Source organism: Nonomuraea sp. NPDC050478 (genome assembly GCF_044458265.1).
GTDB classification, from domain to species: Bacteria; Actinomycetota; Actinomycetes; order Streptosporangiales; family Streptosporangiaceae; genus Nonomuraea; species Nonomuraea ferruginea.
This window is the reverse complement of record NZ_JBITHT010000015.1, coordinates 42,062-65,036: the sequence shown is the minus strand read 5'-3', so window position 1 is coordinate 65,036 and position 22,975 is coordinate 42,062. Positions and strand designations below refer to the sequence as shown.

The following is a 22,975-nucleotide window of genomic DNA, read 5'->3' as shown; positions in this document are numbered from 1 at the left end:
CGGCGGCGCTCGTCGCCGAGTTCGGCGGCGAGGCGCTGACCAGCAACGCCGAGCTGTTCAGACGCTCCGACGTGCTGAGGTCGGCGAGCAGCCCGCCGTCGGCGTCGTTGCCGCGCATCTCGATGCGCAGCCGATCACCGTCGACGGTCAGGGTCAGCTGGGCGGACGCACCGGCGGATCCGTCCGGACCCGGCATGGTCATGTCCTTCTCGCCGTCGCCAGCAGGGGCTTTCACGGTACGGATGGGGGCCGACAGTTCTCGCCTTGGTTCACAGCAGGGTCGGCTCGGTGATGGTGCGCTCGACGGTGTCGGCGTTGTCGCGGGGTGGCCCGTCCGGCTGGTGATGCTGGCTGCAGGGGCGCGTCCGTACCTGCAGGCGTTGATGGTGCTGGCCCGGAGGCGGTCGAGGTAAGGGGTGACGTCGCTGGAGGTCGTGCCCGCCGAAGATGACCTATCCATGGACGAGTTGAGCGAGATAGAAGCGAAGACGGCCTGGATCGGTTTCAATCACGTCCAGAATGTCTTTGGCGGCATCGGATTCGCCGTGCAGTAGCTCTCTGTACAGTACCCACAGCCCTTCGCGTGCCTTTTTCTGACATTCATCACCCAAGTCCGGATGAGCCTCGGCCTCTTCCGGGTGCGATGTGCCCGTCACCAGTTGATACAGCAGCTCCAGAGCGCCGATCCTGGCCGGTCTGGATAGCTCGCCCAGAAGGGCTGCGATGAGAACCGACACGAGGGGAGGGGCTGAGCTGTAAAGCTGTCCTTGCACCACCGCGCGATTCTCCAGCTGCCAGTAATGACGTTCGACCTCGTCGGCGTCCGACGACGAGAGCATGGCTTCGACCGTCTGGGGAATCTCTACCGCGGTCCCACCGCACACCGTGAGAGCAGGCCAGTCATGCCGCTCCACTTCTACGTTGTACAGAAGTCGATCTGTCATCGTGTCCACCTGCCTCCCGGGTCATAGGTGTTGTCCTTGGGGAATTGGTTCCTGGAGTACTTGTCCTGACATCTTACACAGGTGGGAATCCGGGTCCATTCCAGCTCGCCGGTCACCTTGTTTCTGCGCCAACCGTAGGCATTGGTGAAATCGGTTGCGCCTTGCCTGGCCACATCATCCTCGGCGCAGCCCGTGGGGTTCTTTGAACATCCGGCGTAGATGTTTCCCTTCTTGTCTCTGCCGCCGATATAAGTGGCATGATTCCTTCGGCGCTCATTCCCCTAGGCGTCACGAGCTTGTTGTGCGGCCTCCTTCGTTCCTGCGCGCGATGCGGCTTTTGCGCCTGTTTTGACGATGGCTCCTATCACCGTCTTGGCGACGCCGGCGACTCCCGTGGTGACACCGACAATCGGGCTCTTCGAATTTAGGCGGGGTTGAGGTGTCCGCGTCCGCGTCGGGTGGTGGCGCAGCGGGTGCGTAATCGCTGGTTTTCGGGGTTACGGAAGCCGTAGGCGTCGCGGGCGGTGGTCTTGATGACGCGGTTGGTGCCCTCGGAGCCGGCGTTGGTGATGCCAGTGCGGAGGAAGGCCAGGATCTCGGGCCACCAGGTCTCGATCGTGGTGGCCAGGCGTTCGAGTTCGGGCAGTCCAGAGGCGGCGCAGCGATCGTAGAAGCGGAACAAACGATCGGCGATCACCGTGCGGTCGGGGCGCGTGCGGGCCAGGGCGAGCAGGTCCAGCAGGTCTTCCTTGGCGTTCCAGGCGGCCAGGATCGGCGCGCCGAGCCGCTGGGGCAGGGCCTGCAGGTCATCGACCATCGGATCCAGCTGGGCGCCGTGCATCCGGGCCGCCGAGCGGGTCAGCCGGTTGCGCAGCTCCCACTCCCGGTTGCCCTTGCGGCCACGCCGGCCACGCACCTGCACGGTCAGGCGGCGGCGGACTTCGGTCAGGGCCTGGTTGGCCAGCTGCACCACATGGAAGTGATCGACCACCAGTGTGGCGTGCGGCAGCGCGGAACGGATCGCGGACTTGAAGATGGTGCACATGTCGATCGCGACGAAGCCCACCCGCTCGCGCCAGGATGTTCCCCGCTGCAGGAGCCAGCCGGTCACCGCGGCGATGGTACGGCCCTCGACCTGACCCAGCAGCCCCTGATCGCCGGACAGGTCCACGAACCCGGTGTGCCAGCGATCCACCGCCGTGGTCCAGGTGCCGGTGGCCTCCTCCAGCACCCAGCGAGGACGTCCCCGGCGAACCTCGTCGATGCCCAGCACCGCGACCGGTGCGGGCTGGGCGGGCAACACCCGCCGGGCATGCTCGGTGAACGCCGCCGACACCACCGGCCACGACAGGCCGTGATCGCGCGCCGACTGGATCACCGTCCGCCCGCCATCGCCGACGGCGGCACCGGCGGCCTGGCGTAATCGCAGCGTCAACCGCGACCGTGCAGGGATTTGCGGCACCTGCTCGGTGAACGTCTGACGCGGACAGGAGGCCTGGTCACAGCACCAGCGCCGCTTACGCCACCGCAACGCGCACCGCGGCCCGCCACGGGCAGGTCCCGCGGCCGGGTGGTCACCCATCCCTTCACCCGCACCGCACCCACCCCGCACTCCGGGCAGCACCTGGCCCGCTCATCGGTGGTGGCCAGGTGCACCACCGGCCCGTCTTCTATCCCGTTACCTGCGGCGACGACTTTCGTGACGGCCACACCGTCCAGATCGAGCAACCGCGTCGTATCGTTGACCATGCTCGTGGCTTCTCTGACGTGATCTGCTTGCTTCGACAACAAGAAGAATCACCGAGAGCCACGAGCCCTTTCAAGCTCCCCGCGCCACGTGAGACCTCAAACCCCGCTCAACTTCGAAGAGCCGACAATCGTCGCTGCGTCGTCGTTCTCTTGAACGGTCCCTTTTCCGCAGTGAACAGGATCCCGCTTGCAAAGCGTCGCCTTGTCGGTACGTTGCTGCCGCCGACGGAATTCTTCCTCGCCGTCCTTCTTGTCGCTGACTGCGCGTCCCGCGCTTGCTCGCGTATTTGGCAAGGGCCGAGACTACCCAAGGCGACGGCCCGTTCTGGAGGGCGAGCGGAGATCGGGTCAGTGCATGCGCTGCTGCTCGCTGTCAGGGAGCGCGAACCGGGCGCGGCACAGCGCGGTGTCGCGCAGATCCGACAGGCGCGGCACCAACGTGAGCGCCAGTTCCTCCACCGGGTGGAGCAACCCCCCGACGACCTCGGCGGTCCAGACGCGGGCGCCGGTCGGCCAGGCCAGGTTCAGGCCGATCTCTCCCTTCGGGATCACCCCGTTGAACGGCGCAGGGATGCCGCAGGTGTTCCAGAACGTTGGGAAGACAGTGCGGGAAGGTGCGCCGAAAACGGAGTCGTCCGATGCGATCATCGCGCTCGACCGGGGCGCGCTGAAGGCCCTGCGCGCGCACCGCGAGCGACAACTCCAAGAGGGGGAGGCCTTCGGGGCGTCCTGGACCGACACAGGGAGGACCTTCACCTGGGAAGACGGCTCAAAGCTGAAGCCGGATCGGGTCAGTGAGCATTTCAGACGGCTCGTCTTCGCGGCGGGCCTGCCCCCCATCCGGCTGCACGACCTGCGGCATGGAGCGGCCACGCTGTCGCTGGCGGCAGGGAACGACATGAAGACGACGTCGTCGATGCTGCGCCACTCCAGTCAGTCGATCACTTCCGATATTTACACGTCAGTGCTTCCGGAGATGGCCGCGGAGGCCAGTGCGGCTCTGGTGCCTCGCAGAGCGGTTGTCGAGGGGGTGTCCGCGACTGGCGGTCTCCCCTCGGTCTCCCACGCGGCTCCTGCCCGCGCCGAGGCCCCGCACCAATCACGCAACAACCTGGATGACCTGGGGATTCAGAAGTAGGGCGGGTGGGACTTGAACCCACGACCCACGGATTATGAGTCTGTTGATCAGCGTGTCAGGTGATGTCGGGTTCCGTCACTTACAAGCATTACCGCAGGTGAGTACATCGCGAGGGGATCGGACAGTGTCGGGAAATGCCGCTCTAAAACGGGAGTGTCCGAGACGGCCGGTCCCCCCACGGTCCCCCAAACAGGAGGCGCCATAGCCGGTGGCAGCTACCTGTAGCCTGCATGTTTCACACCGAAGAGGTCACTGGTTCGATCCCAGTATCGCCCACCATGTTGCAGCAGGTCAGAAGCCGGGCTCCCAGAGGGGTCCGGCTTTTTGATCCTCTGACCCCGATCTGACCCCTGTATGATCCCTCACCCCCTCCTTCGGGCCGCCAGGGAATGGCGGGCTGCGGGCTAGTTCGGCGACCCCGTCCGGCGGGTGATGTTCAACAGGCCCTGCCTTCATCCGAGCTCACTTTCGCGGGAACGCCTAATAGTGATCTACGACGTAAAGGCATGGGCCAAGGAGCATGTGCTGATCATCACAGGGTAGTCACAATCCGTGCCCGCATCTCAACCCTCAGGCGTCAAGACGCGTCCGTCCTGATGGACGAAGGGGTGAGGGAAATGACCAGCGGCCCAACCGGATACGCCGTCATCGACGTGGAGACCACGGGCCTGCGCCCGTCGTGGCGCGACCGGATCGTCGAGGTCGGCGTCGTGCTGCTCGACCCGCATGGCCTGGTGACCGGCGAGTGGAGCACCCTGGTCAACCCTGAACGTGACCTGGGGCAGCAGCGCACCTACGGCGTCACCGCCGCCGACGTCCGTCACGCGCCGGCCTACAAGGAGATCGCCGGGAGTCTCGCCGGTCTGTTGCGTGGGCGGGTGCCCGTGGCGCACAATCTTCGTTTCGATCTCGGGTTCCTGGAGCACGAGTTCGCCCGGGCCGGCGCCGCGATCCCCGCTCTGGCCGCCCTCGGCGTCTGCACGATGACCGAGGCCGCCCGCTTCCTGCCGGTCGCTCCTCGCACGCTGGCCGGCTGTTGCGCCGTCGCCGACATCCCGCTCGACGGCCATCACGACGCGCTCATCGACGCCCGGGCCGCCGCCGAGCTCGCCGCCCAGGTGCGCGGCGACGCCGGCGAGCCCGAGCGTACGCTGTCCGTCGATCGCGCTCCTGATGGCGCCTTGGTCTTACAGGAAGAGGCCGGTCTGGTTGAGCAGGTGAGCGGTGGTTGCGGAGGCGTGGTTGGTCAGGGTGGTGATATTCGGCAGCAGCGTCCGGCAGAGCGGCCAGCCGGCCGGATCCCACGGCGAGTTGGGGGCGGCATGGTTGATCAGGCGGGTAGCTCGTTCGCGGGCGGTGTCGATGTCGGCGGTCTGCCGGTGCGGGTGGCCGGGTCGGGGGTGCAGGCGACGGCTTGGACCAGCCGATGCACCGTGACGCTCTCGCCGTCCAGGGGGATCATGTTGTAGGCGGCCAGCTCACCCAGGGCATGCACGACCTGTGAGGTGTCGGCATCCAGAGCATCCAACAGGGTGCGGGGGATGGGTTCGGCGCCGTACCAGGCCAGCACGCGCAGCAGCTGCCCGGCCAGCGCGGTGTTGGAAGGTGATGTAGGTGCCTTCCTCGCCGCTGTCATGCGGGTATCGACGAGATCGAGGTCGCGGAGTTGTTCGGGGCCAAGCGTGCAGGTGGCAGGCCGAAGCGCTCCTTGGCCGGCCGGGGGAGAACCACACGTCACTCCCGGGCTGTGTTGCTCGCACAGCAGCACGAGGAGCATAGCGATCCTGCGCCCGCCGAGCCGGGCGATGTATCCCTCGGTCCACAGCACGGAGGGGATGCGGAAGTGGCAGTGCTTGCCGCAGTTGTTCGGTGCCCCAGCCCTCATGATCACCGGGCCCGCCCAGGAAACCCGGAACGCCGGTCCAGATGATCCGCCAGTCATCCGACGCGGCCATGGCGATCGGATCCGGTCTGTTCAGGTGCGACCGGAGGCTAGTGGAATGGGGGTATGCCGTTACTTCCGGGTCGCCGCCCTGCTTCCGCGGCCGCTGCGGCCGAGGAGATTCCGCTGGGTCTGCGCACCCCCCGAGCGGCGGCATGGTGGATGGTCCCTACTGCACTGGTGGTGGGCGGTGTGGTCGGCGGGGTGGTATGGCTGTTGCTGGCCGCCGGCTGGAGCGTGACGGAGGCGGCCGCCCGCCAGGGGATGATCCAGACCGCCTTGGCGGCCGGGGCCGGCGTGGGTGCGGTGGTGACGTTGATGCTGGCCTTCCGCCGCCAGCGCCACCAGGAGCATGCCGCGCACGTGACAGCCTTCCTGGCCGAGCGGGTTGCCGAGCACAATCGGCACGACGCCGCCGAGCGCCGGGTGACCGACCTGTACGTCAAGGCCGCCGAGCAACTCGGGCACGACAAGGCCGTCGTCCGGCTGGCCGGGATATATATGCTCTGGAACGCCTCGGTCAGGACAATCCCGGCCACCGGTAGACCGTCGTGAACGTGCTCTGTGCGTACTTGCGCATGCCGTTCACGCCGCCGCCTGACCCTGTGCCCGACCCGAGGCAGGAGCGCACAGCCGCCTTGCCGGCGGCCCGGCGCCGCTACCGGGCCGCCCGCCTGGGAGCCACCGCCGCTGTGCCCACCCCGTCCGGCACGGCAGGTGATCAGGAGGGCGAACTGCAGGTGCGGCTCACGGCGCAGCGCATCCTGGCTGCCCATGTACGTGACGACCGGCCCGCCGACCAGCACCCGGTGCCTGCGGCCGCGCCCGCCTTCTGGGAGGGCATGAGCCTGGACTTGGCCGCCGCCGCCCTGGTCGATTTCGACCTGACCGATGGCCGCGTCGCCGCCGCCGGCTTCGAAGGCGCCCGCTTCTATGGGCCGGCCCGCTTCCGCAGGACCACCTTCTGCGGGAAGGCCGCGTTCAACGGCGCGACCTTCGTCGGCGACGCCTGGTTGGAGAACGCGGCTTTCCGGCGCGACGCCTGGTTCGACAACGTGGCCTTCTGCGGGCGCGCGTGGTTTCCCGGGTCGGCCTTCTCCGGGGATGCCTGGTTCTACCAGGCGGCGTTCCGTGAGAGCAGCGTGGGCAGCGTCCCTGGGTCCGCCATTTTCGACAAGGCGACGTTCGCGACCGACGCCTGGTTCCGCGGCGGGACCTTCACCGGTGCGGCCACATTCAAGGAGGCGACCTTCGGCGGGTGGGCCGCATTCACGAAGTCGACCATCTCCAGCCACGTTAGCTTCGACCGTGCAGCCTTCTCCAGCGTCGCCGGATTTCATGAGTGCGTGCTGACCGATCCTGCGGCCAGACACGTGTTGCCGCCCCGGTGGCGGCTGGAGACGACATCGGAGGCCTCCGCCCGCCTTGTCTACCACGAGAAGAGCGGCAACTGACCCGACGATCATCGATGGTGGAGTTCTTCCGCGGTGACGAGGCCGATCAAGCAGCGAGGGCGCGCCCGTCCCGATCTTTGGCCGAACCACAAAAGACATTGTTGCCGGAGACGTCACATGGTGTGATCATGAGCATGCTGAGGGTCAGTGGTCCGCATTCCGCCGCGTGCCAGGCACGTTTGGGCGAGGGAAATGCGGAGCGCTGCCAGTTCGTGCTCGGTGGCCAGTGGTGAGGCACAAACCACTGGGCGTCGGTCGTCCCCGGGCCAGGTTGCTTTGAGGTACGCAAGGATCCCGAAGCGAGCTCGATGTCGTCGGCTCGGATCTGGCTGGGGACACCGCGGCCTTCGCCGGTGATGGTGTGGACGCCCGCTCAGTTGGGGGCGTTCCTGGACTATGCGGCCCAGGATCGGCTGTACGCGCTCTATCGCTTGATCTCCTTCCGCGAGGAGGCGGTCCACCTCCCAGAGAACAACCGCCTGCGGCAAGTCCAAGGACCACCGCGACGACCTGCCAGAGATCGTCATCGGCATGGCCGTCACCCGCGACGGCATCCCGGTCCGCATCTGGTCCTGGCCCGGCAACACCACCGACACCACACTGATCCGCCAGGTCAAGGCCGACATGCGAGACTGGACCCTGTCCAAGATCGTGTGGGTCGGGGACCGGGTTTCGCCTCCGCCGACAACCGCCGCTACCTGCGCCAGGGCGATCACTACTACATCATTGGCGAACGGCTGCGCTCGGGCTCGGCCGAGGCCGCCCTGTCGCGCCAGGGCCGCTACCAGGACGTGGCCGATAATCTGGAGGTCAACGAGGTCCGGATCGGCGAGGCCGACCAGTTCGTGATCTGCTTCAACACCCATGGCGCGATGCGCCACGCCGCCATCCGCGAACGCCTCCTTGCCCAACTACAGGAGCTGATCGCCGGCACTGACACGCCCACCGCCACCAAACGCGCCGAACTGCGCGGCGTCATCTCCACCAAACCCGGCCTGAATTGCTACCTGCGCACCACCCCCAAAGGACTGCTGCGCATCGACGCCGCCAAGGTCAAGGCGGAGACGAACCTGGACGGCAAGTACCTGCTGTGCTGCTCCGACCCCAAACTGCCGGCCGAGGACATCGCCCTCGGCTACAAGCAACTGCTCGAGGTCGAGCAGGGCTGGCCCGACATGAAGCAGGTCATCGACCTACGCCCGGTTTATCACCAGCACCACGTGGAGGCGCATCCGCACCGAGTTCGACCCGCTCACAGTCGCCACCTTCACCGGCCCGACCGGCACCTTCCGCCAGCGCGCCGAGCTGACCAAGCCCCAGCGCGACATCCTGGCCAAACTCGACATTCCGACACCGAAGAAGATCGTCGAGGCCATCCCCGCCGCAGACGCCTGACCAGACACACCACTCCCGCCTAGTGACACGCCGCATCAGCGTGCCCGAGCCGTTTCCCCAGTTCAGGCCGCAGATCTGTGTGCTTTCAGCGCTACACATCTGCAGAACGCGGGTGCGGGCGCGGTCGTAAATGCGCACTTCGTCGGTCAGACCGCCGTCCAGTGGGGTCAGGTCGACCTGCTGTCCATGACGAACAACCGCAGGTTGACCCGTCATAAGTGAGCGCCAGGTGGCTCCAGCTGTTCACTGGCAACGGTGTGGTTCCGTCGGCCGTCGAGGGGTCTCAGGATCGGTTTGCCCCAGCCGGACGGAACCGCACTGCCGTCGGTGGCGTACAGGGCGTAGGAGGCCCCCTCGGCGTTTCAGTCCCTTGGTCACCACACTCTCCAGGGGTTCCTGTCACTGTGGTTGGATTAACCCAGGCCGAGAGCGTCATCCCAGTCGTTAGGCGCAGCGACGCGGCGTTCTGGAAGGTGACCCAGCTGGAGGAGCCGTTGAACGACAGGGCCTTGCCGTACCTGCCGTTCTGCCACGAGTGGCGGTGGCCAGCCCGGCGTCATTGCTGCCGGAGGAGTCGGCCACACCGGTGCCGGATCCCTCGCTCATGCCGTAGGCCGCCACCAGCCCCGCCGCAGGCGTAGCGCCACCCGCCGTAGTGAAGTTGGCGGCATAGTCGGTCATCACGTTGCCAGCAGCGTACCTGGCTGCTCGGACTTCGATGCGGTAGCGCTCGGCAAGGCCGCTGGCGGACCCTTCAGCACATCGCCCTCAGCCCCAGCAGCATCGGCGACATCGCCGGCGCAGCACTCGTGCTCACCCATTTCGAGCACGACTACCTGCCGACAATTTGCTGAGATCGCGTCAATGCGCTCTGGATCGGGAAATCCGAATTACCACTAATCGGGAAGATCTTGCCCCTTTTGGGTTTCGCTCGAACCTCCGTGAGATTAACAAAATTTATGTGCAGATTATATGTGATCTATGTCATATTGATCACGGTGATCTTCCGGCTGATGATCAAGGTCGACAAGCCAAACTCACTCCCGATTGAGGTTGTTTGTGAACGAGTTAGGCAACAGACCCCGCATCATCAGCAAACCCAAACGAAGGCTCGCGGCCGCAACGGTGCTCACGGTGGCAGCATCGTTGCTGGTCGCAGGCCCGATCAGGCAGGCCATAGCCGACCCCGAGCCACAGAGCGCGAAGGCAACAGGCCCCGCGGTCACCACGTTCCCGCGTCCCGAGGACCCGGACGCGGCCCTGCGCGCCGCGGTGGAGCAGGCGCGCAAGGACAACAAGCCCGTCGCCGTCGAGGATGCCTTCACCGAGGCCTCCCGGACTTGGGCGTACCCGGACGGTCACCTGACCACCGAGTCCTACTCCGGCCCCACCCAGCTCAGGCAGGGCGACGGCTCGTGGGCGTGGATCGACCCGTCCCTGGTCGAGCAGAACGGCGTGCTCAGGCCCAAGCTGGCCAAGGCCAGAGTGCGCCTGTCCACGGGCGGGTCCGGCCCTTTCGCGACCATGATCCTCAGCAGGGACCGCTCGTTCGGTCTCTCCTGGCCCACGTCACTGCCCAAGCCGACGATCAAGGGCAACGTCGCGACCTATCCGGGCGTCGCAGGCCCGTCGGGGGACCTGGTCGTCACAGCGCTCGGAACCGGATTCCGGCACGACATCGTGCTGCGCGAGCGCCCCACCGATCCGGTGGAGTTCCGCATCCCGGTGCAGACCAAGGGACTCGAGCTCTCGGTGACCAAGGCCGGCGGGCTCAAGCTGAAGGGCGACAACGGCAAGAAGGTCGCCTCGGCCCCGGCGCCGTTGATGTGGGACGCCGCCGCTGACGAGCCCACCGCGGCCAAGCCGGGCCGCCAGAAGAAGATCAAGACCAGCGTGGAGTCCAAGGACGGAGCCACCACGCTGGTGCTGAAGCCGGACGCGGCTTGGCTGGCCGACCCCGCGACGCGGTACCCGGTCACCGTCGACCCCACCACCACCCTGGGGATCACCCAAGAGACCGGCATCGTCTCCCCGAACGGCCAGCGTGTGGCGGGCACGGTGGGCAGGATGCAGTACTCCACCACCGAGCAGGCCACCCGCACCCTGATGGCCTTCGACACCACCCCGATCACTGGGAAGCAGGTCACCAACGCCACCATGCAGCTGCAGCTGCGCGAGGACGTGTACAACTGCAGCGAGTTCCAGGGCATCGCGGCCCAGCGGATCACCGAGTCCTGGGTGGCCGACGACACCTACTGGAGCAACCAGCCCACCAGCACCGAAGAAGGCCGCGCCTCGATCGACCCCTGCGCGCTGCCCGGCACCAGCGGCGCGATCTGGAGCTGGAACCTCACCGCGATGACGCGGCTGTGGGCCACCGGCACACCCAACCACGGCCTGCTGCTCAAACTGACCCAGGAGACCTCGACCCCGCCCAACTACAGCGAGGACTTCCTGTTCTGGCCGCAGTTCTTCAACCAGGGCGTGCTGCCGAAGCTGAGCGTGGACTGGGTGCTGCCGCCGGCGATCCCCACCGTGACCGCCGAGTCCATCGACTCGATGGACGGCAACGACGCGATCGCCCGTAGCACCAACGTCAAGGTCACCTATAAGTCCAGCGTGCCCGAGGCGACGCCGCTGAACTACACGGTGACGGTCAACGACTCCACCATGGCCCCGCCGGCCGCCGAACTGCCCGCGGGTGAGGCCGCGTACTGGAAACTCGACGAGGCTTCCGGCACGGCCGTGACCGACTCCTCCGGCAACAACCGGAACGCGACCCTCAGCGGCGCGCACACGCGCACGCCGGGGCAACTCGGGCAGGCGGTGAAGTTCACCGGTGGCCATGCTGCGACCAGCGGCCCGGTCATCAACACCAACCAGAGCTTCACGGCGAGCGCCTGGGTGCGCCTGGACAACAGCACGCAAGAGCAGAACGTGCTGGCCCAGATGGGGGTGAACCTGCCTGGGTTCACGCTTTCCTATCAGACGTCCACGGCTCCGGAGTACGATCAGCGCTGGGTGCTGTCCATGATCAACCAGGACATCCCGGACAGCATCCACGAGACCGTCATCCAGTCGGAGCACCTTGCCAAGATCGGCGAGTGGACGCACGTGGCCGCCCAGTATGACAAGGACGCAGGCAAGATCCGCCTGTACGTGGACGGTGTGCTGGCCGGCGAGCGGGACCACACCGTCGGCTGGAACGCCCGGGGCGCCTTCGAGATCGGCCGCTCACGCCTTCTCGGCGGAAGCCTCAAGGGGTCGCTGGACGACATCCACGTCTACCAGCGGGCGCTCAGCGCGAACGAGCTCCGCGCCCTGGTCGGCGTGCCCGGCACCACCTCGCACAACAACATCCCGTCCGGGCAGGCGCTGGACAAGGTCTTCACGCTGGACAACCCGGCCAGCTTCAAGTTCGTGGTGAAGGCTTGCCGCGCCGGCATCAACCCGCCGTCGTGCAACGAGAGCCCGGCCTACCGCATCACCAGTGACGCTCCCATATTGCCGTCCGGTACCGAGACCGGCATGGCCGACCCGGAACAACCGATACTGTCCGGCGTAGTTAACCGCCCCTCCGGGGGAGAGGTCACCGCCAAGTATTACCTCTATGACAACGCTGGTCTGCCAGTCGGATCTGTCCCATTGGGAGGCCGTACTGTCAACGGTGGTCAACGTGCCTCTTTACAACTCCCTGCCGATACGGTTCAGCCGGGCAGCATCTACAAGTGGCAGATGACCGCCTGCGTCACCGCCCCCCAAGACGAGGACCCGTCACCCGATCCTGACCCGACACCCACCCCCGATCCAACGCCCGATCCCGATCCCACACCCACGCCCGATCCCACGCCGACTCCAACCCCAACGCCCACACCGTCAGGCCTGGTCGCCGCCTACGGAATGAATGAAGGCAGCGGCGCCACCGTCAACGACGTGACGGGCACCAACCACGGCACCGCCACCGACACCTCGTGGGTGACTGGTAAGTACGGCAAGGGCCTGTCCTTCGACGGTCTCTTCGGCCTCGTCACCGTCGACCACAACGCGTCGCTCCGGCTCGGCTCCAACATGACGCTCTCGGCCTGGGTTAAGCCGTCCAGCGTTGACGACTGGTTCGCGGTGATGGGCAAGGATTACGAGACACTCGACGACCTCTCCTACGCCCTGTACGCCTCCGACGGCTTCACTCCTCTTGGCTGGTTGACAACCCAGGGCCAGTCCAAGGAGGTGGCCGGCACCAGCCCGCTCCGGGTGAACACCTGGAGCCACCTCGCCGTCACCTACAACGGCAGCAGAGCCCGCCTTTACCTCAACGGCAATCAAATCGGTGACGAGCCCGTCTCCGGAACCATTCAGGACGACGGCGGCGACTTCCACATCGGCGGCAACACCATCTACGGCGAGTTCTTCGACGGCGTCATCGACGAAGTCCGCGTCTACAACCGCGCGCAGACAGCCGCCGAAATCACCGCTGATATGAACACGCCGATCGAAGGCACTGGTGTCGCGGCACAGGCGACCACGAGCAGAACCGCCAATACGGCCTCAAGCTCCGGCGGCGAGGTCTGCACCTCCAAGACGGAGCCCCTTGAATTCTCCACACCCGGCACACCGCCGGATGGCCCTCTGCATGAGCTGCGACATGTGACGCTCGGGAAGGATAATATCACTGTCAAGACGGCCAAAACTGATCCTGCTGCATGCGCTGGCTCGCCCTGCACCGTCACCGATGACACCATCATGCGAATCGGTGGTACCGGTACTGACAAAACCGCTGCGGTAATCGGATTGCGGCTTGCAGAACTGCCTGACGGTGCAGGTGTATCAGAAGCGATATTCAAACTCGGCACCCCCACCTGTCTGGCGGGATCCTGCCCGGCCGACGCAGTCATCACTGCTACTCCTTTGAAGAACCCGGTGACTAGCGAAAGCAGGGGTTCAGAACTAGCCGGCGACGCCGACCCGAGCACAACGCCGTATGTGCTTCCCCTGACCGCGCCGGAGGCAGATATCGCGGGCAGCGAGTATCAATGGCTGCTCCTTACTTCCAATAAGGATGAGCTCATCACTTTCAGTGATGACGCCGCAGCCGAGCAGCCATCGGTTGCCGTTACTTATATTCCGGCCGGCCTACCCAGCAAGGTGCTGAACCTCGCTGCGGTCGGCGGCGATGCCAGTGCAACGGCCAGTTGGGGGCTGCCGGAGTCCAACGGCAGCGTGGCACTACTCGACGGTTATGACGTTGAGGTGGTGGCTGACGATGGAAATGTCGCCAAGACACTGGAAGTGAAGGATCCATGGGCGGCCATCAGCGGCCTCGTCAACGACGTCACCTACACCGTCAAGGTACGGGCCAAGACAGTTCACGGCGCCGGTGAGTGGGCAACCGCGAGCGTCGCTACCAAGGCAGTTCCGCCACCCCCCAGCAGTGCCACGGACTGCGTGCTGGAGCCCAACCCTCAAGGGCAACGTGCGGCTACGAGCGAAGAGTCGGGCGCGCAAGCCTACATTGACCGCGTCAAGCACTACTACGAGGCGCAGGATGCGGTTTTGGAGGGTCAAGCGCCTACGATCTGGGACGCGCCCGGGGTTACTCCGAGCGCTGCTAACACCGCAAAACTCTCACTCCTCAATACTAGGCTTCTAATATACAAAGAGGGACTCGATGAAGGGGGGATAACACGTTCTAGCTCCACTGTCGCACTCGATAGTGCCGTGGTTCAGCCATCGGAAAACGGTACGGTTCGGGTCACGGCAGCTGTGCAGCGGGCATGGGCAGAGATCCCTGTCGAGGCGCAGACTGATGAGAATGGGAAGCTGATCAAGAACGCTATCGGCGCTCTCGGGCAAGTGGAGCCGAGCGAACCTTCAATCCTAGTTCATGTCTTCGACCGCTGTGGAGGAATGACAATCATCGAGGTTCCTCTAGAAGTGAGCGAGGATCCCTCCGACTATCTCGACTGTGCAGGGTTCGTTCCCGGAAGCATGGCTCCGGCTCAGGTACGAACCGCAGACGGCCCTGTCGTGGTCAAGTGTTCGGGAGACAAGGACGCCTTTCCAGCGGAATCTACAACTCCAGGTTCTGGTCTCAAGTCCTTTTCCTGCCACTGCGAGTCGGGTCCTGGTGGAGCTCGGACTGGCACCGAGTGCACCATGAGGGCGACTACGATGAGATGGTACGGAATCAAAGGTGTGGGGGTATACGCGACCGGATCACTCGGGTGGACAATCAAGAAGGGCGGCACCTTCAGCAACGAGTGGTTGCATGTCCACACCTTCAACGTCGAAGCCAGAGCTGTCACAGCATCAGCAGCCTCGCAAAACAAACTGCTCTTTACAGATCCTAAGTACAAGGCCGAGCACAAGTACGTACTCAAGAACCTGCAATTGCAGACTGAGTCAGCGGCAGCGACCAGAGCCTATGTCGGTGGCGTCTCATTCTCTTTGCCTCTTGGTGGTAGCATCGAACCCGGCGCAGAAGGCGGTATGATGACCAGCATTTCCCGCTGGGGGCCGAAGGGCCAACGCTCCTGGCGTGATCCAGGTGACGGGAACAACAGCTTCTACGTCGAGTGTACAGGCCTCATCTGCAAGTTCCGGGATGTCAAGCTGACTATCTCCGCGAACCTGTACGTGGACAAGTACGCAACGGGAGTATACAAGAGCACTGGTTGGACACCCTGGAGGCTGGCCGGCCTCACCGAGTTTAGGCACGGCTAGTCCAGCTCCGAGCGGCTCGCGGCCTGGCTGCGAGCCGCTCATTTCAGTTCCCCGACCAGGAAAGGCAGTAGATGTCAAAAAGAAGATTAGTTCCACTTGCTCTGGCCGTTCTGTTGGCGATACTGATGGTGGTCGTGAAGATGCCTCAGTTTGGCATCAAGAATGACTTTGGATTTGCTTGGGGGAATGCTCTTCAGGTCGCCTATCCTGAATATCAGATCCTTCATCGTGGCAACGCCGATGTGGAACGCGAGTTGTTCAGCAGCACGATGGCAGTGGAGGTGGATACGCATACGAACGCGGCGGCCAAACTCAAGCCGCGTCGGATTATGCGGATCTCGCAGAACATCTTCGGGGATGTAACCTTTCCTGGTATCAACGGGACAACGATGACGCCTTATTTATTGAAATTCAAGGGGGGGACGCCGGCTTCTCCGGGGGACAAAGAAGCTGCTGAGGCCCGGGCTCAAGCGGTACCTCGTGATGGGAGATTCATAGTGCTTGTGGAGTTGGCATCTCCGATGGCGGAGGGTGAGCTTCCTGTGCGCTTCGAATATGGCGAATGGAAGCGATACTTCTTGTCAAGTGTCCAGCCGAAGTCTGGAAAGCCGGTCTACTGGTGGCCCGGATGGGGCGGTTGCACCGCCATGGTAATCGAAAGCCCTATACAGAACTGCGGCGCACGACATGTCCTCGATGACTACCGCGAGTGGGTAAGACAATTCACAGATGAGGACCGTCAGGGTCTCGCAGAGATCGGCCTAGATCTACAGTGGTTGAGAATTGCAGCTGACGCAGGAAAAATCTACGGGTTCATCGATACGGTGTCGGGCAGGGATTCCCTGCTTGAGTTGCTTGCTATGCCAGCAGTCCGTACAGTCCACGTGGTCGCCAACGTGCCGGCCATCAACGACTGAGATGATCGGCCTGGCCCTGAGCAAGTCCCAGGCCTCCATGAGCCTTTTTCATCCAGGGTAACGGCCCTCTTCGACGAGCTGCAGCACGAGGATCGCCTGCACGAGCGTGGTCGCGCGATGCGGGCAGCAGCGCAGCTTGGTCAGTACCTTCCATGCCTTCAAGGTCGCGACGGCGCGCTCGCCGATGGCGCGGATACAGGCATGCGAGCGGTTGACCTCTCGCTGCCCGCGTGACAGCCATCGACGGTGGCGATGCCGCTTGAACGGCGTGCGTATGGTGCCGCCCGCGCCTTGATAGCCCTTGTCGGTGAAGGTCTTGACGCCGGCTCTGGTCAGGGCGTCGATCAGGCCGACCGTACGAGCGGCGGTCACGTCGTGAACGGCGCCCGGAAGCGCGGGCGAGGCCCACACTAGCCGGCCCACCGGATCGGCCAGCAGTTGCACGTTCACCCCATGCTGCTTGTGTTTCCCACTGTGGTACGGCCGCTCGTCGGCGAGGCGGTCGATCGGGATGAGAGTGCCGTCCAGGATGGCGTAGGTCAACCGGGCTGGTCGTGCCGTGGCGGCGTGCATGTCATCGGCCAGGACGGCCACAAGGTCGGGGGCTCGCCCCGACGGGCCCTGCCCGTCCACGGCTTCGCGAACGTAGCGCCAGGCGGTGGTGGTGTCGATGGCGAACCCGGCGGCCAGGCGTGTAGGTGTCGCCGTTACGCACGTGGGGCCAGGACCGGCAGCGCTTGCTGGGCCGGGTCTAACCGCCGCCATCGGCAGCCTTGTTCGGCCCGCTGTGTGCGGATGAGCTCGCCCAGGCGGATCAGGGTGTGGTTGGACAGCGGAATCGAGGCACGATAAGACAGCAACGAGGCTCCCGGTTGGGGCATCGGATCTTGGTCGTCTGCTGTCTTACTGAGAACCTCCCCTCATCCGCCACCGCTCTGCACATACCAGCCGTGCCCAACGGCGTCACGTTGGAAAGAGCTCACTCAATGGTGTGCTGACCGAAGTGGCGGCGGACCATCAGGCGTGCGGGGTAGGGGGATGTCAGGACCTGTCAGGCAGTGGTGTTGACCTGGTTGTGATGTGGTTGTCGCCTGGTCATGATCCCCTCTTGGATTTGCGCAGTAATATCCACAATGGTCTGATTTGATCAGGAATCACTGCTATCACATCGCCGATCGCCTTCACGTGGTGAATGGGGGGCTCCTGTGCGGTTCGCCATCTTGGGCCGGCTCCAGGTCGAGTGCGGGGACGAGTCGGTCGAGATCACGCGTACCAGGCGATCGCTGCTGGCGACACTGTTGCTGGCCGGCTCCGACGGGATCGTCGCTGAGACGCTGATGCAGGCGGTCTGGGGTGATACTCACGGCCGAGAGAACTCACTGAAAACTGCCTTGTCGCAGCTTCGTCAACTGCTCCCGGGACGCATTCCGTCCGCACGCAACCATGGGTACCGCATCGTGCTGCGCCCGGAAGACAGTTTCGACCTGACGGAATTCCGGCGGCTGGTCGAGGAGGGCCGAGTCCAGATATCAACTGGTGATCAACATGCCGCAGTCGCCTCATTACGAAGGGCATTGGATTTATGGGGCGATCCTCCCTTGGCCGACGTACCTGAGGACCCGCTCCGATTGGCGACCTGGCGGCAAGAACTGCTGTGGGAGCGCAAGGTCGCGCAGCAGGATCTCCTGAAGGCCCGATTGAACACGGGCGAGCACCATCAGCTCCTCGGCGACCTCCGCCGGGAGCTGGCTGAGGACCAGCTGTCGGAGATGCTCAACGCGTTGCTGATGACCGCCCTGTACCGGGCGGGATACCGGGTGGAGGCGCTACGGCACTACGACGGCCTCGTGACACTGCTGGCGCAGGAGACCGGCGCGGACCCAGGGGCCAGGCTGCGCCGGCTGCGTGACGAGATCGCCAACGACGCCCTCGATCTCCGGACTCTGGACGAAGACGAGCAAGTTACCCCCGTCACCACATGGGGAGCCGGAGGACTGCCTCCGGCGCAGCTGCCACCGGCGGTGAGCGACTTCACCGGTCGCGCGGCGGAAATGGAAGAACTGGCGCGATACCTGCGCACCGCCGGACAGACCGGTCGCGTGCCCATCGCCTCCATCAGCGGCCCTCCAGGGGTGGGCAAGTCCGCCCTGGCCCATCAGGTTGCGCACCTGCTGCGCCCGCACTTCCCGGACGGCCAGGTGTACGTGCATCTCGCCGGCATGTCCGACCAGCCGCGGGAGACCACCGATGTGCTGGGGGAGGTGCTGGCCGCGCTGGGGGTCGAACTCGGCCACGTGCCCGCCACCGTCCCCGGTCGCACCGCGCTCTACCGCTCGGTGCTGGCCGGCCGCCAGGTTTTGGTGGTGCTCGACGACGTGTCCGGCATGCACCAAGTGGATCCGCTGCTGCCCGGTACGCCGGGATGCGCGGTGATGGTGACCAGCCGCGCGCAGCTGGTCGGCGGAGCCGGGATGCGGATGGTGCGGCTGGAACCCTTCTCACCGGAGGAGTCGCTGAGCCTGTTGGGCGAGATCATCGGCGCCAAGCGCATTCAGTCCGACGCGGTCGCCGCCGCCGACATCGTCGACGCCTGCGGCGGGCTCCCGTTAGCCGTGCGGATCGCCGGCGCTCGCTTATCCGGACAGCCGAATTGGCCGCTGGCGACGTTCGTCACTCGGCTGCACAAGCGGCTGCTGAGCATGCTGCAGGCCGACGGCATGGCAGTCGAGGCCGGCATCGCCGACAGCTACGAGTCTTTGCCGGATCCCGAAGCGCGGGTCTTCCGCCTGGCGTCGCTGCTGAGGCCGGGCGGGTTCGCCGGCTGGGAGGCGGCCATGCTGGGAGGCGGGGACGTCGACGACGTCGAGGAAGTCCTGGAGCGCTTGAGCCGCCGCAGCCTGCTGTCCATGGTCGGGGTGGATTCGCTGGGCCAGCCGCGCTACCGACAGCATGACCTGCTGCGCGTCTTCGCCGCCGCGCGCCTGGCCGAGCAGCCCAACGAGCGCGACCGGGCCATCCACCGGCTGATGCTGGGCTGGCTGGAGCTCGCCAGCCTGGCCGACGAGCAGATCGCCCGGGAACCGCATGACCCACCCGTCATGGTGCTGGGGATGGTCATGTTCGCGCCGTCGGATGTCCGCCAGTCGATCGTGGACGACGCCGACGGCTGGCTGGCGACCGAGGTCGCCAACCTCTTGTACGTGGTCCGTATCGCTTGCGAGCACGGGCAGCAGCGCCTGGCGATGGGCCTGGCGTTGCGCGTGACGTCCTACCTGTATCGCGAGAGCCGCCATCGCGAAGCCGCGGACATGTGGCGACTCCTGCTGCAGAGTTTCTCGCCCACAGACGTGCGCTTGACCGCGGAGGTGCGCCATCGTCTGGCCGCGTTGATCATGCATGGCCCGGGCGGGGCACAGCGGGCCTCACCGCTGCTGGATGACTGTGTGCAAGCGCGGGAGAGCAGCGGAGACCTTTTCGGGTTGGCGCGGTCGCTGGCGTTGCGAGCAGTGTGCCGCCGCCAGCTCTCAAGTGGCCCGGATCACTCCGATCTGCTGAGCGAAGCCGAGGCGGACGCCGGCCGAGGGCTGCACATCGCCCGCGACATCGCCAACCCTCACGCGGAGCTGGTCTGCCTGAGAGCGATGGCCACCGTGCTCAGCACCCGCGGCGACCATGAACGCGCGCTCGCCCTGGGCCATGAGGCGGTGGCCGTGGCGGAGCAACTCGCCGAGCGCCCGCAGGATCGGTCCTACCTGCGGCTGGCACTGCAGACACTGGCCATGCTCATGCTCAACGCCGGTCGCGCGGAGCCCGCGTTGCGGTTGAGCGAGCAGACGCGCGAGCTGAGCGCGGAGCTACTACACCGAGCCGGGCAGGCGCGCGCGCAGGAACTGGCCGGTGACGCGCTCGCCGCGCTGGGCCGTCGTCAGGAGGCCGACGAGCGATACAAGGACGCGGTCGCGGTGTTCGAGGCGGACGGGGGAGCGGAGGACGCCAAGCGCTGCCGGGCCAAGCTGGCCGAATAGCGCCGCGACGCAGCATCCGTGATTAGCGCGGGTCAGGGACCGGATGGCGGGCTCGTCCCGGCAGGCTGACTGTGCGCCGCCTTGGCGCGGCGCCGCAAACCGGGTTCTCGCCAAGGCTCGTGCCCGCCACGGCAGAGATCTTTTGCTGGCGCAAAACATCTTGCCGCGGCAGGCAGCACCCGATTTGCGCGCCTCGCCTACGGCGGCGCTGGGTCTGCCTTGCCGGGACGGGCTCCACCACACGGCCAGCTCTAGCCCCGGCAGCCGATCAAGTCCGCCGCGCCCACGGGGCGCCGGCCGAGGAAGGGCCTCCCACATGGACATCCAGGTCAGCATCACCGGCAGGATTGCTTTCCCGCCCCGCTTCTTCCCCGCCAAAGGCGACTCGCCCGCCATGTGGTCGGCCAGGCTGGAGGTCAACGGGCCGCCGACGCCCGGCCGCGACGGCTCTCCCTACGTGCCGACCCGAGCGGTCGAGGTGATCACCTACGGACTGGCGGCCATCCGCGCCAGCGAGTCCTACCGCAAGGGCCACCTGCTGGTGGTCCAGGGCTGCGACATGGTCGCCCGGAGCTTCGAGTCCAAGGACCGCGCCGGGCACAAGACCGTCCGCAGCATCACCAAGATCACTGCCACGGCTATAGGGCTGTGCTCGCGCTACAGCATGGTCAGCGAAAGCACCAGCCCTTCGCAGATCAGCGCCGCCTCCCCGCGCATGGTCCAGGGTGCATCCGCCGCCGACGAGGCCCAGCCCGCCGCCGCGGCCTGACGCCACCCCGAGCCGAAGAGGCGCCGGCCTCCCTCCCGCCGGCGTCTCTTCGTTCCTCCCGCCGCCCGCCCTGCCGGGTCCTCCGCGCACTCGCCTGCGCGGAAGGGCGGGCGGCGGGAGCCCTCTCTTCACTTCATTCCGATGGGAGTCACTGCCCCATGTCCATCACCACCGAAGCCCTCGAGCCATCCGGCTCCGCTTCCGAGACCGTCGAGACCGCTCCGGAGGTGAACCTCGAACCTGATGCCGACCTGGAACTGCCCGAGGACTTCCGCCTGGCGCGGGTTCCGGTGGGTCAGCTCGGCCACTTCCCCGACAACGTGCGGGAGAACTACCACCTCACCCAGGAGTTCTGCGCCTCTCTCAAGGCCCAGCTGCAGGTCCCGGTGACGGTCATTCCCATCCCGGACGATCACCAGCGCGGCGAAGGAGAAGAGGAGCACCGCTGGTGGGTGGTGAAAGGCAACCGCCGTCTGGAAGGCGCCCTCACGGTCGGGCTGCCGAAGCTGCTGTGCCTGATCGACCTGACCAAGGCCGAGGACAAGGCGAGCCTGTTGGTCGACCAGGTCGTGGAGAACGACGACGACTTCCGCCTCGGCCTGACGCCGTTCGAGCAGTCCCGCGCCCTGTTCATGGCCCACCAGCTGGGCGCCACCCGGACCGAGATCCGCAAGCGCACCGGCCGCACCCGTGAGGAGGTCTCCCAGGCGATCGCCGCCGGGAAGCTGTCGGAGCGGACCCGCCGCACCGCTCAGGCCATGCAGTACGCCTGGACGCTGGACGAGCTCGCGCTGCTGGACGAGTTCGACGGCGACCAGGAGGCGCTGGCCCAGATCGATTCGTACATCTCCAGCTGGGGGTACACCGGCCGGCACGCCATCGAGCGGGTACGCACGGACCGGCAGGAGACGGCCGCGCACGCCCGAGCGCTGGCCGACCTGGCGGACGCGGGCGTCCCGGTGACCGAGGACGAACCCGCCGGCGCCGTCCAGCTCGCCCGGCTCGCTGGCCGGGTAGAAGGGTTCGACCCCGAGCAGCACGGCGATTGCCCGGGCCGCGGTGCGTTCTTCCACAGCTGGCGGCAGGGGCAGCCCGAGCTGTACTGCAGCACCCCCGAGCGGCACGGCTACACCCCGCCGCCGGCCATCACGCTCCCGCAGTCCGCTACGACCGAGCCGGACGGCCCTTCTCGCAAGGTCGTCGTGGAAGGCAACCGGGCGTGGATGGCGGCCGCCACGGTCCGCCAAGAGTGGCTGGCCACCCTTCTCGCCCGCAAGAGCGCGCCCAAGCCGGTCGCCCGCTTCATCACCCGGACCCTCAACGACATGCCGGCGCCGGTACGCGACAAGCTCGGGACGGCCTCGCTGGCGACTTTGTACGGCAAGCTCGGCGGGCCCGCTGACCTGGACGCCGCGCTGGCCACCGCGGCTCCCGGCCGGTTGACGATGCTGCAGCTGCTGCCGATCGCGGTGGCGTGGGAGCACCAGATGAGCGAGGCCTCCGCCGAGTGCAAGAACACCTGGCGGCCTGGTCGTCACAGCCCGTGCTCCACCGAAGACGCCGCGACCTGGCTGTGCTTCCTGGTGCACGAGCTGGGGCCGGAGCTGGGGGACAAGGCGTACGCGCCCGCGCCCATCGAGCAGGCCCTGATCGACGGCACCCCCTACCTTGGCAACACGCCCCCCGACACCGCTCCGGATCTCCCCAGCCAGGAAGACGACGACCCGCAAGAGGAAGAAGGCGTGTCCCCCGCTCCGGACGATGCGCCCTCACCCGAGCGCGACCGTGCCACCAGCGCCGACGTTCCCGAGCACCCTACCGCCGGCGCTGAGCTCAGCGCTTCCGAGGCAGCCGATGGCGAGGACGACGTCAACGCCGACGACAGTCTCCAAGCAGCCTGACAACGACCGGCGGCCGCTCTC

At 66.1% G+C, this 22,975-nt stretch carries 14 protein-coding genes and 1 pseudogene; 10 read left to right on the top strand and 5 right to left on the bottom strand.

Features of this window, described 5'->3' with window-relative positions:
• Positions 1-452: 452 nt before the first annotated feature.
• The 4 genes from ACIBF7_RS44055 to ACIBF7_RS44040 form a co-directional block, all read right to left on the bottom strand.
• On the bottom strand, positions 453-944 hold the full coding sequence (locus ACIBF7_RS44055; protein WP_271277471.1) for a hypothetical protein: 492 nt from the start codon (positions 942-944) through the stop codon (positions 453-455).
• 424 nt (positions 945-1,368) lie between these two features.
• Positions 1,369-2,475 carry an ISL3 family transposase gene (locus ACIBF7_RS44050; RefSeq protein WP_378525278.1) on the bottom strand — a complete coding sequence of 369 codons (1,107 nt, stop codon included), beginning with the start codon at positions 2,473-2,475 and terminating at the stop codon, positions 1,369-1,371.
• Positions 2,376-2,693 carry a transposase family protein gene (locus tag ACIBF7_RS44045; RefSeq protein ID WP_378525277.1) on the bottom strand — a complete coding sequence of 106 codons (318 nt, stop codon included), beginning with the start codon at positions 2,691-2,693 and terminating at the stop codon, positions 2,376-2,378. Before ACIBF7_RS44045 ends, ACIBF7_RS44050 begins: the two co-directional genes overlap by 100 nt.
• Positions 2,694-3,041: 348 nt before the next feature.
• Positions 3,042-3,245: a hypothetical protein gene (locus ACIBF7_RS44040; protein WP_271277473.1), complete on the bottom strand. Its 204-nt coding sequence runs from the start codon at positions 3,243-3,245 to the stop codon at positions 3,042-3,044.
• A gap of 28 nt (positions 3,246-3,273) precedes the next feature.
• On the opposite strand from ACIBF7_RS44040, the gene ACIBF7_RS44035 reads away from it, so the two are divergent.
• The 7 genes from ACIBF7_RS44035 to ACIBF7_RS44005 all read left to right on the top strand — a co-directional run bounded on the left by ACIBF7_RS44035 (position 3,274) and on the right by ACIBF7_RS44005 (position 16,259).
• On the top strand, positions 3,274-3,831 hold the full coding sequence (locus tag ACIBF7_RS44035) for a tyrosine-type recombinase/integrase (protein ID WP_271277474.1): 558 nt from the start codon (positions 3,274-3,276) through the stop codon (positions 3,829-3,831).
• 617 nt (positions 3,832-4,448) lie between these two features.
• The gene (locus tag ACIBF7_RS44030; protein WP_397199804.1) at positions 4,449-5,300 is read left to right on the top strand and encodes an exonuclease domain-containing protein; all 852 of its coding nucleotides are present in this window, start codon (positions 4,449-4,451) and stop codon (positions 5,298-5,300) included.
• Positions 5,301-5,935: 635 nt separating this feature from the next.
• Complete coding sequence (locus tag ACIBF7_RS44025) at positions 5,936-6,328, top strand: hypothetical protein (protein ID WP_271277476.1); 393 nt, start codon at positions 5,936-5,938, stop codon at positions 6,326-6,328.
• Entirely contained in the window at positions 6,325-7,227 is a 903-nt protein-coding gene (locus ACIBF7_RS44020; RefSeq protein WP_271277477.1) for a pentapeptide repeat-containing protein, read from the top strand. Before ACIBF7_RS44025 ends, ACIBF7_RS44020 begins: the two co-directional genes overlap by 4 nt.
• Positions 7,228-7,880: 653 nt before the next feature.
• Complete coding sequence (locus ACIBF7_RS44015) at positions 7,881-8,645, top strand: hypothetical protein (RefSeq protein ID WP_271277478.1); 765 nt, start codon at positions 7,881-7,883, stop codon at positions 8,643-8,645.
• A 1,036-nt stretch (positions 8,646-9,681) separates the two neighbouring features.
• A complete protein-coding gene (locus ACIBF7_RS44010; RefSeq protein WP_397199803.1) occupies positions 9,682-15,342 on the top strand; it encodes a LamG-like jellyroll fold domain-containing protein in 5,661 nt (1,886 codons plus the stop codon).
• A gap of 71 nt (positions 15,343-15,413) precedes the next feature.
• Complete coding sequence (locus tag ACIBF7_RS44005) at positions 15,414-16,259, top strand: hypothetical protein (RefSeq protein ID WP_397199802.1); 846 nt, start codon at positions 15,414-15,416, stop codon at positions 16,257-16,259.
• Positions 16,260-16,307: 48 nt separating this feature from the next.
• Here the strand turns inward: ACIBF7_RS44005 and ACIBF7_RS44000 are convergent.
• Positions 16,308-17,119: pseudogene (locus ACIBF7_RS44000) on the bottom strand (transposase family protein).
• Between the two features lie 345 nt (positions 17,120-17,464).
• On the opposite strand from ACIBF7_RS44000, the gene ACIBF7_RS43995 reads away from it, so the two are divergent.
• The 3 genes from ACIBF7_RS43995 (at position 17,465) to ACIBF7_RS43985 (ending at position 22,954) form a co-directional block, all read left to right on the top strand.
• Positions 17,465-20,284 carry a BTAD domain-containing putative transcriptional regulator gene (locus ACIBF7_RS43995; RefSeq protein WP_397199801.1) on the top strand — a complete coding sequence of 940 codons (2,820 nt, stop codon included), beginning with the start codon at positions 17,465-17,467 and terminating at the stop codon, positions 20,282-20,284.
• Positions 20,285-20,600: 316 nt separating this feature from the next.
• Positions 20,601-21,053, top strand: a complete 453-nt coding sequence (locus ACIBF7_RS43990; RefSeq protein ID WP_397199800.1) for a single-stranded DNA-binding protein — start codon at positions 20,601-20,603, stop codon at positions 21,051-21,053.
• A gap of 158 nt (positions 21,054-21,211) precedes the next feature.
• Positions 21,212-22,954 carry a ParB/RepB/Spo0J family partition protein gene (locus tag ACIBF7_RS43985; protein WP_397199799.1) on the top strand — a complete coding sequence of 581 codons (1,743 nt, stop codon included), beginning with the start codon at positions 21,212-21,214 and terminating at the stop codon, positions 22,952-22,954.
• Positions 22,955-22,975: the final 21 nt, after the last annotated feature.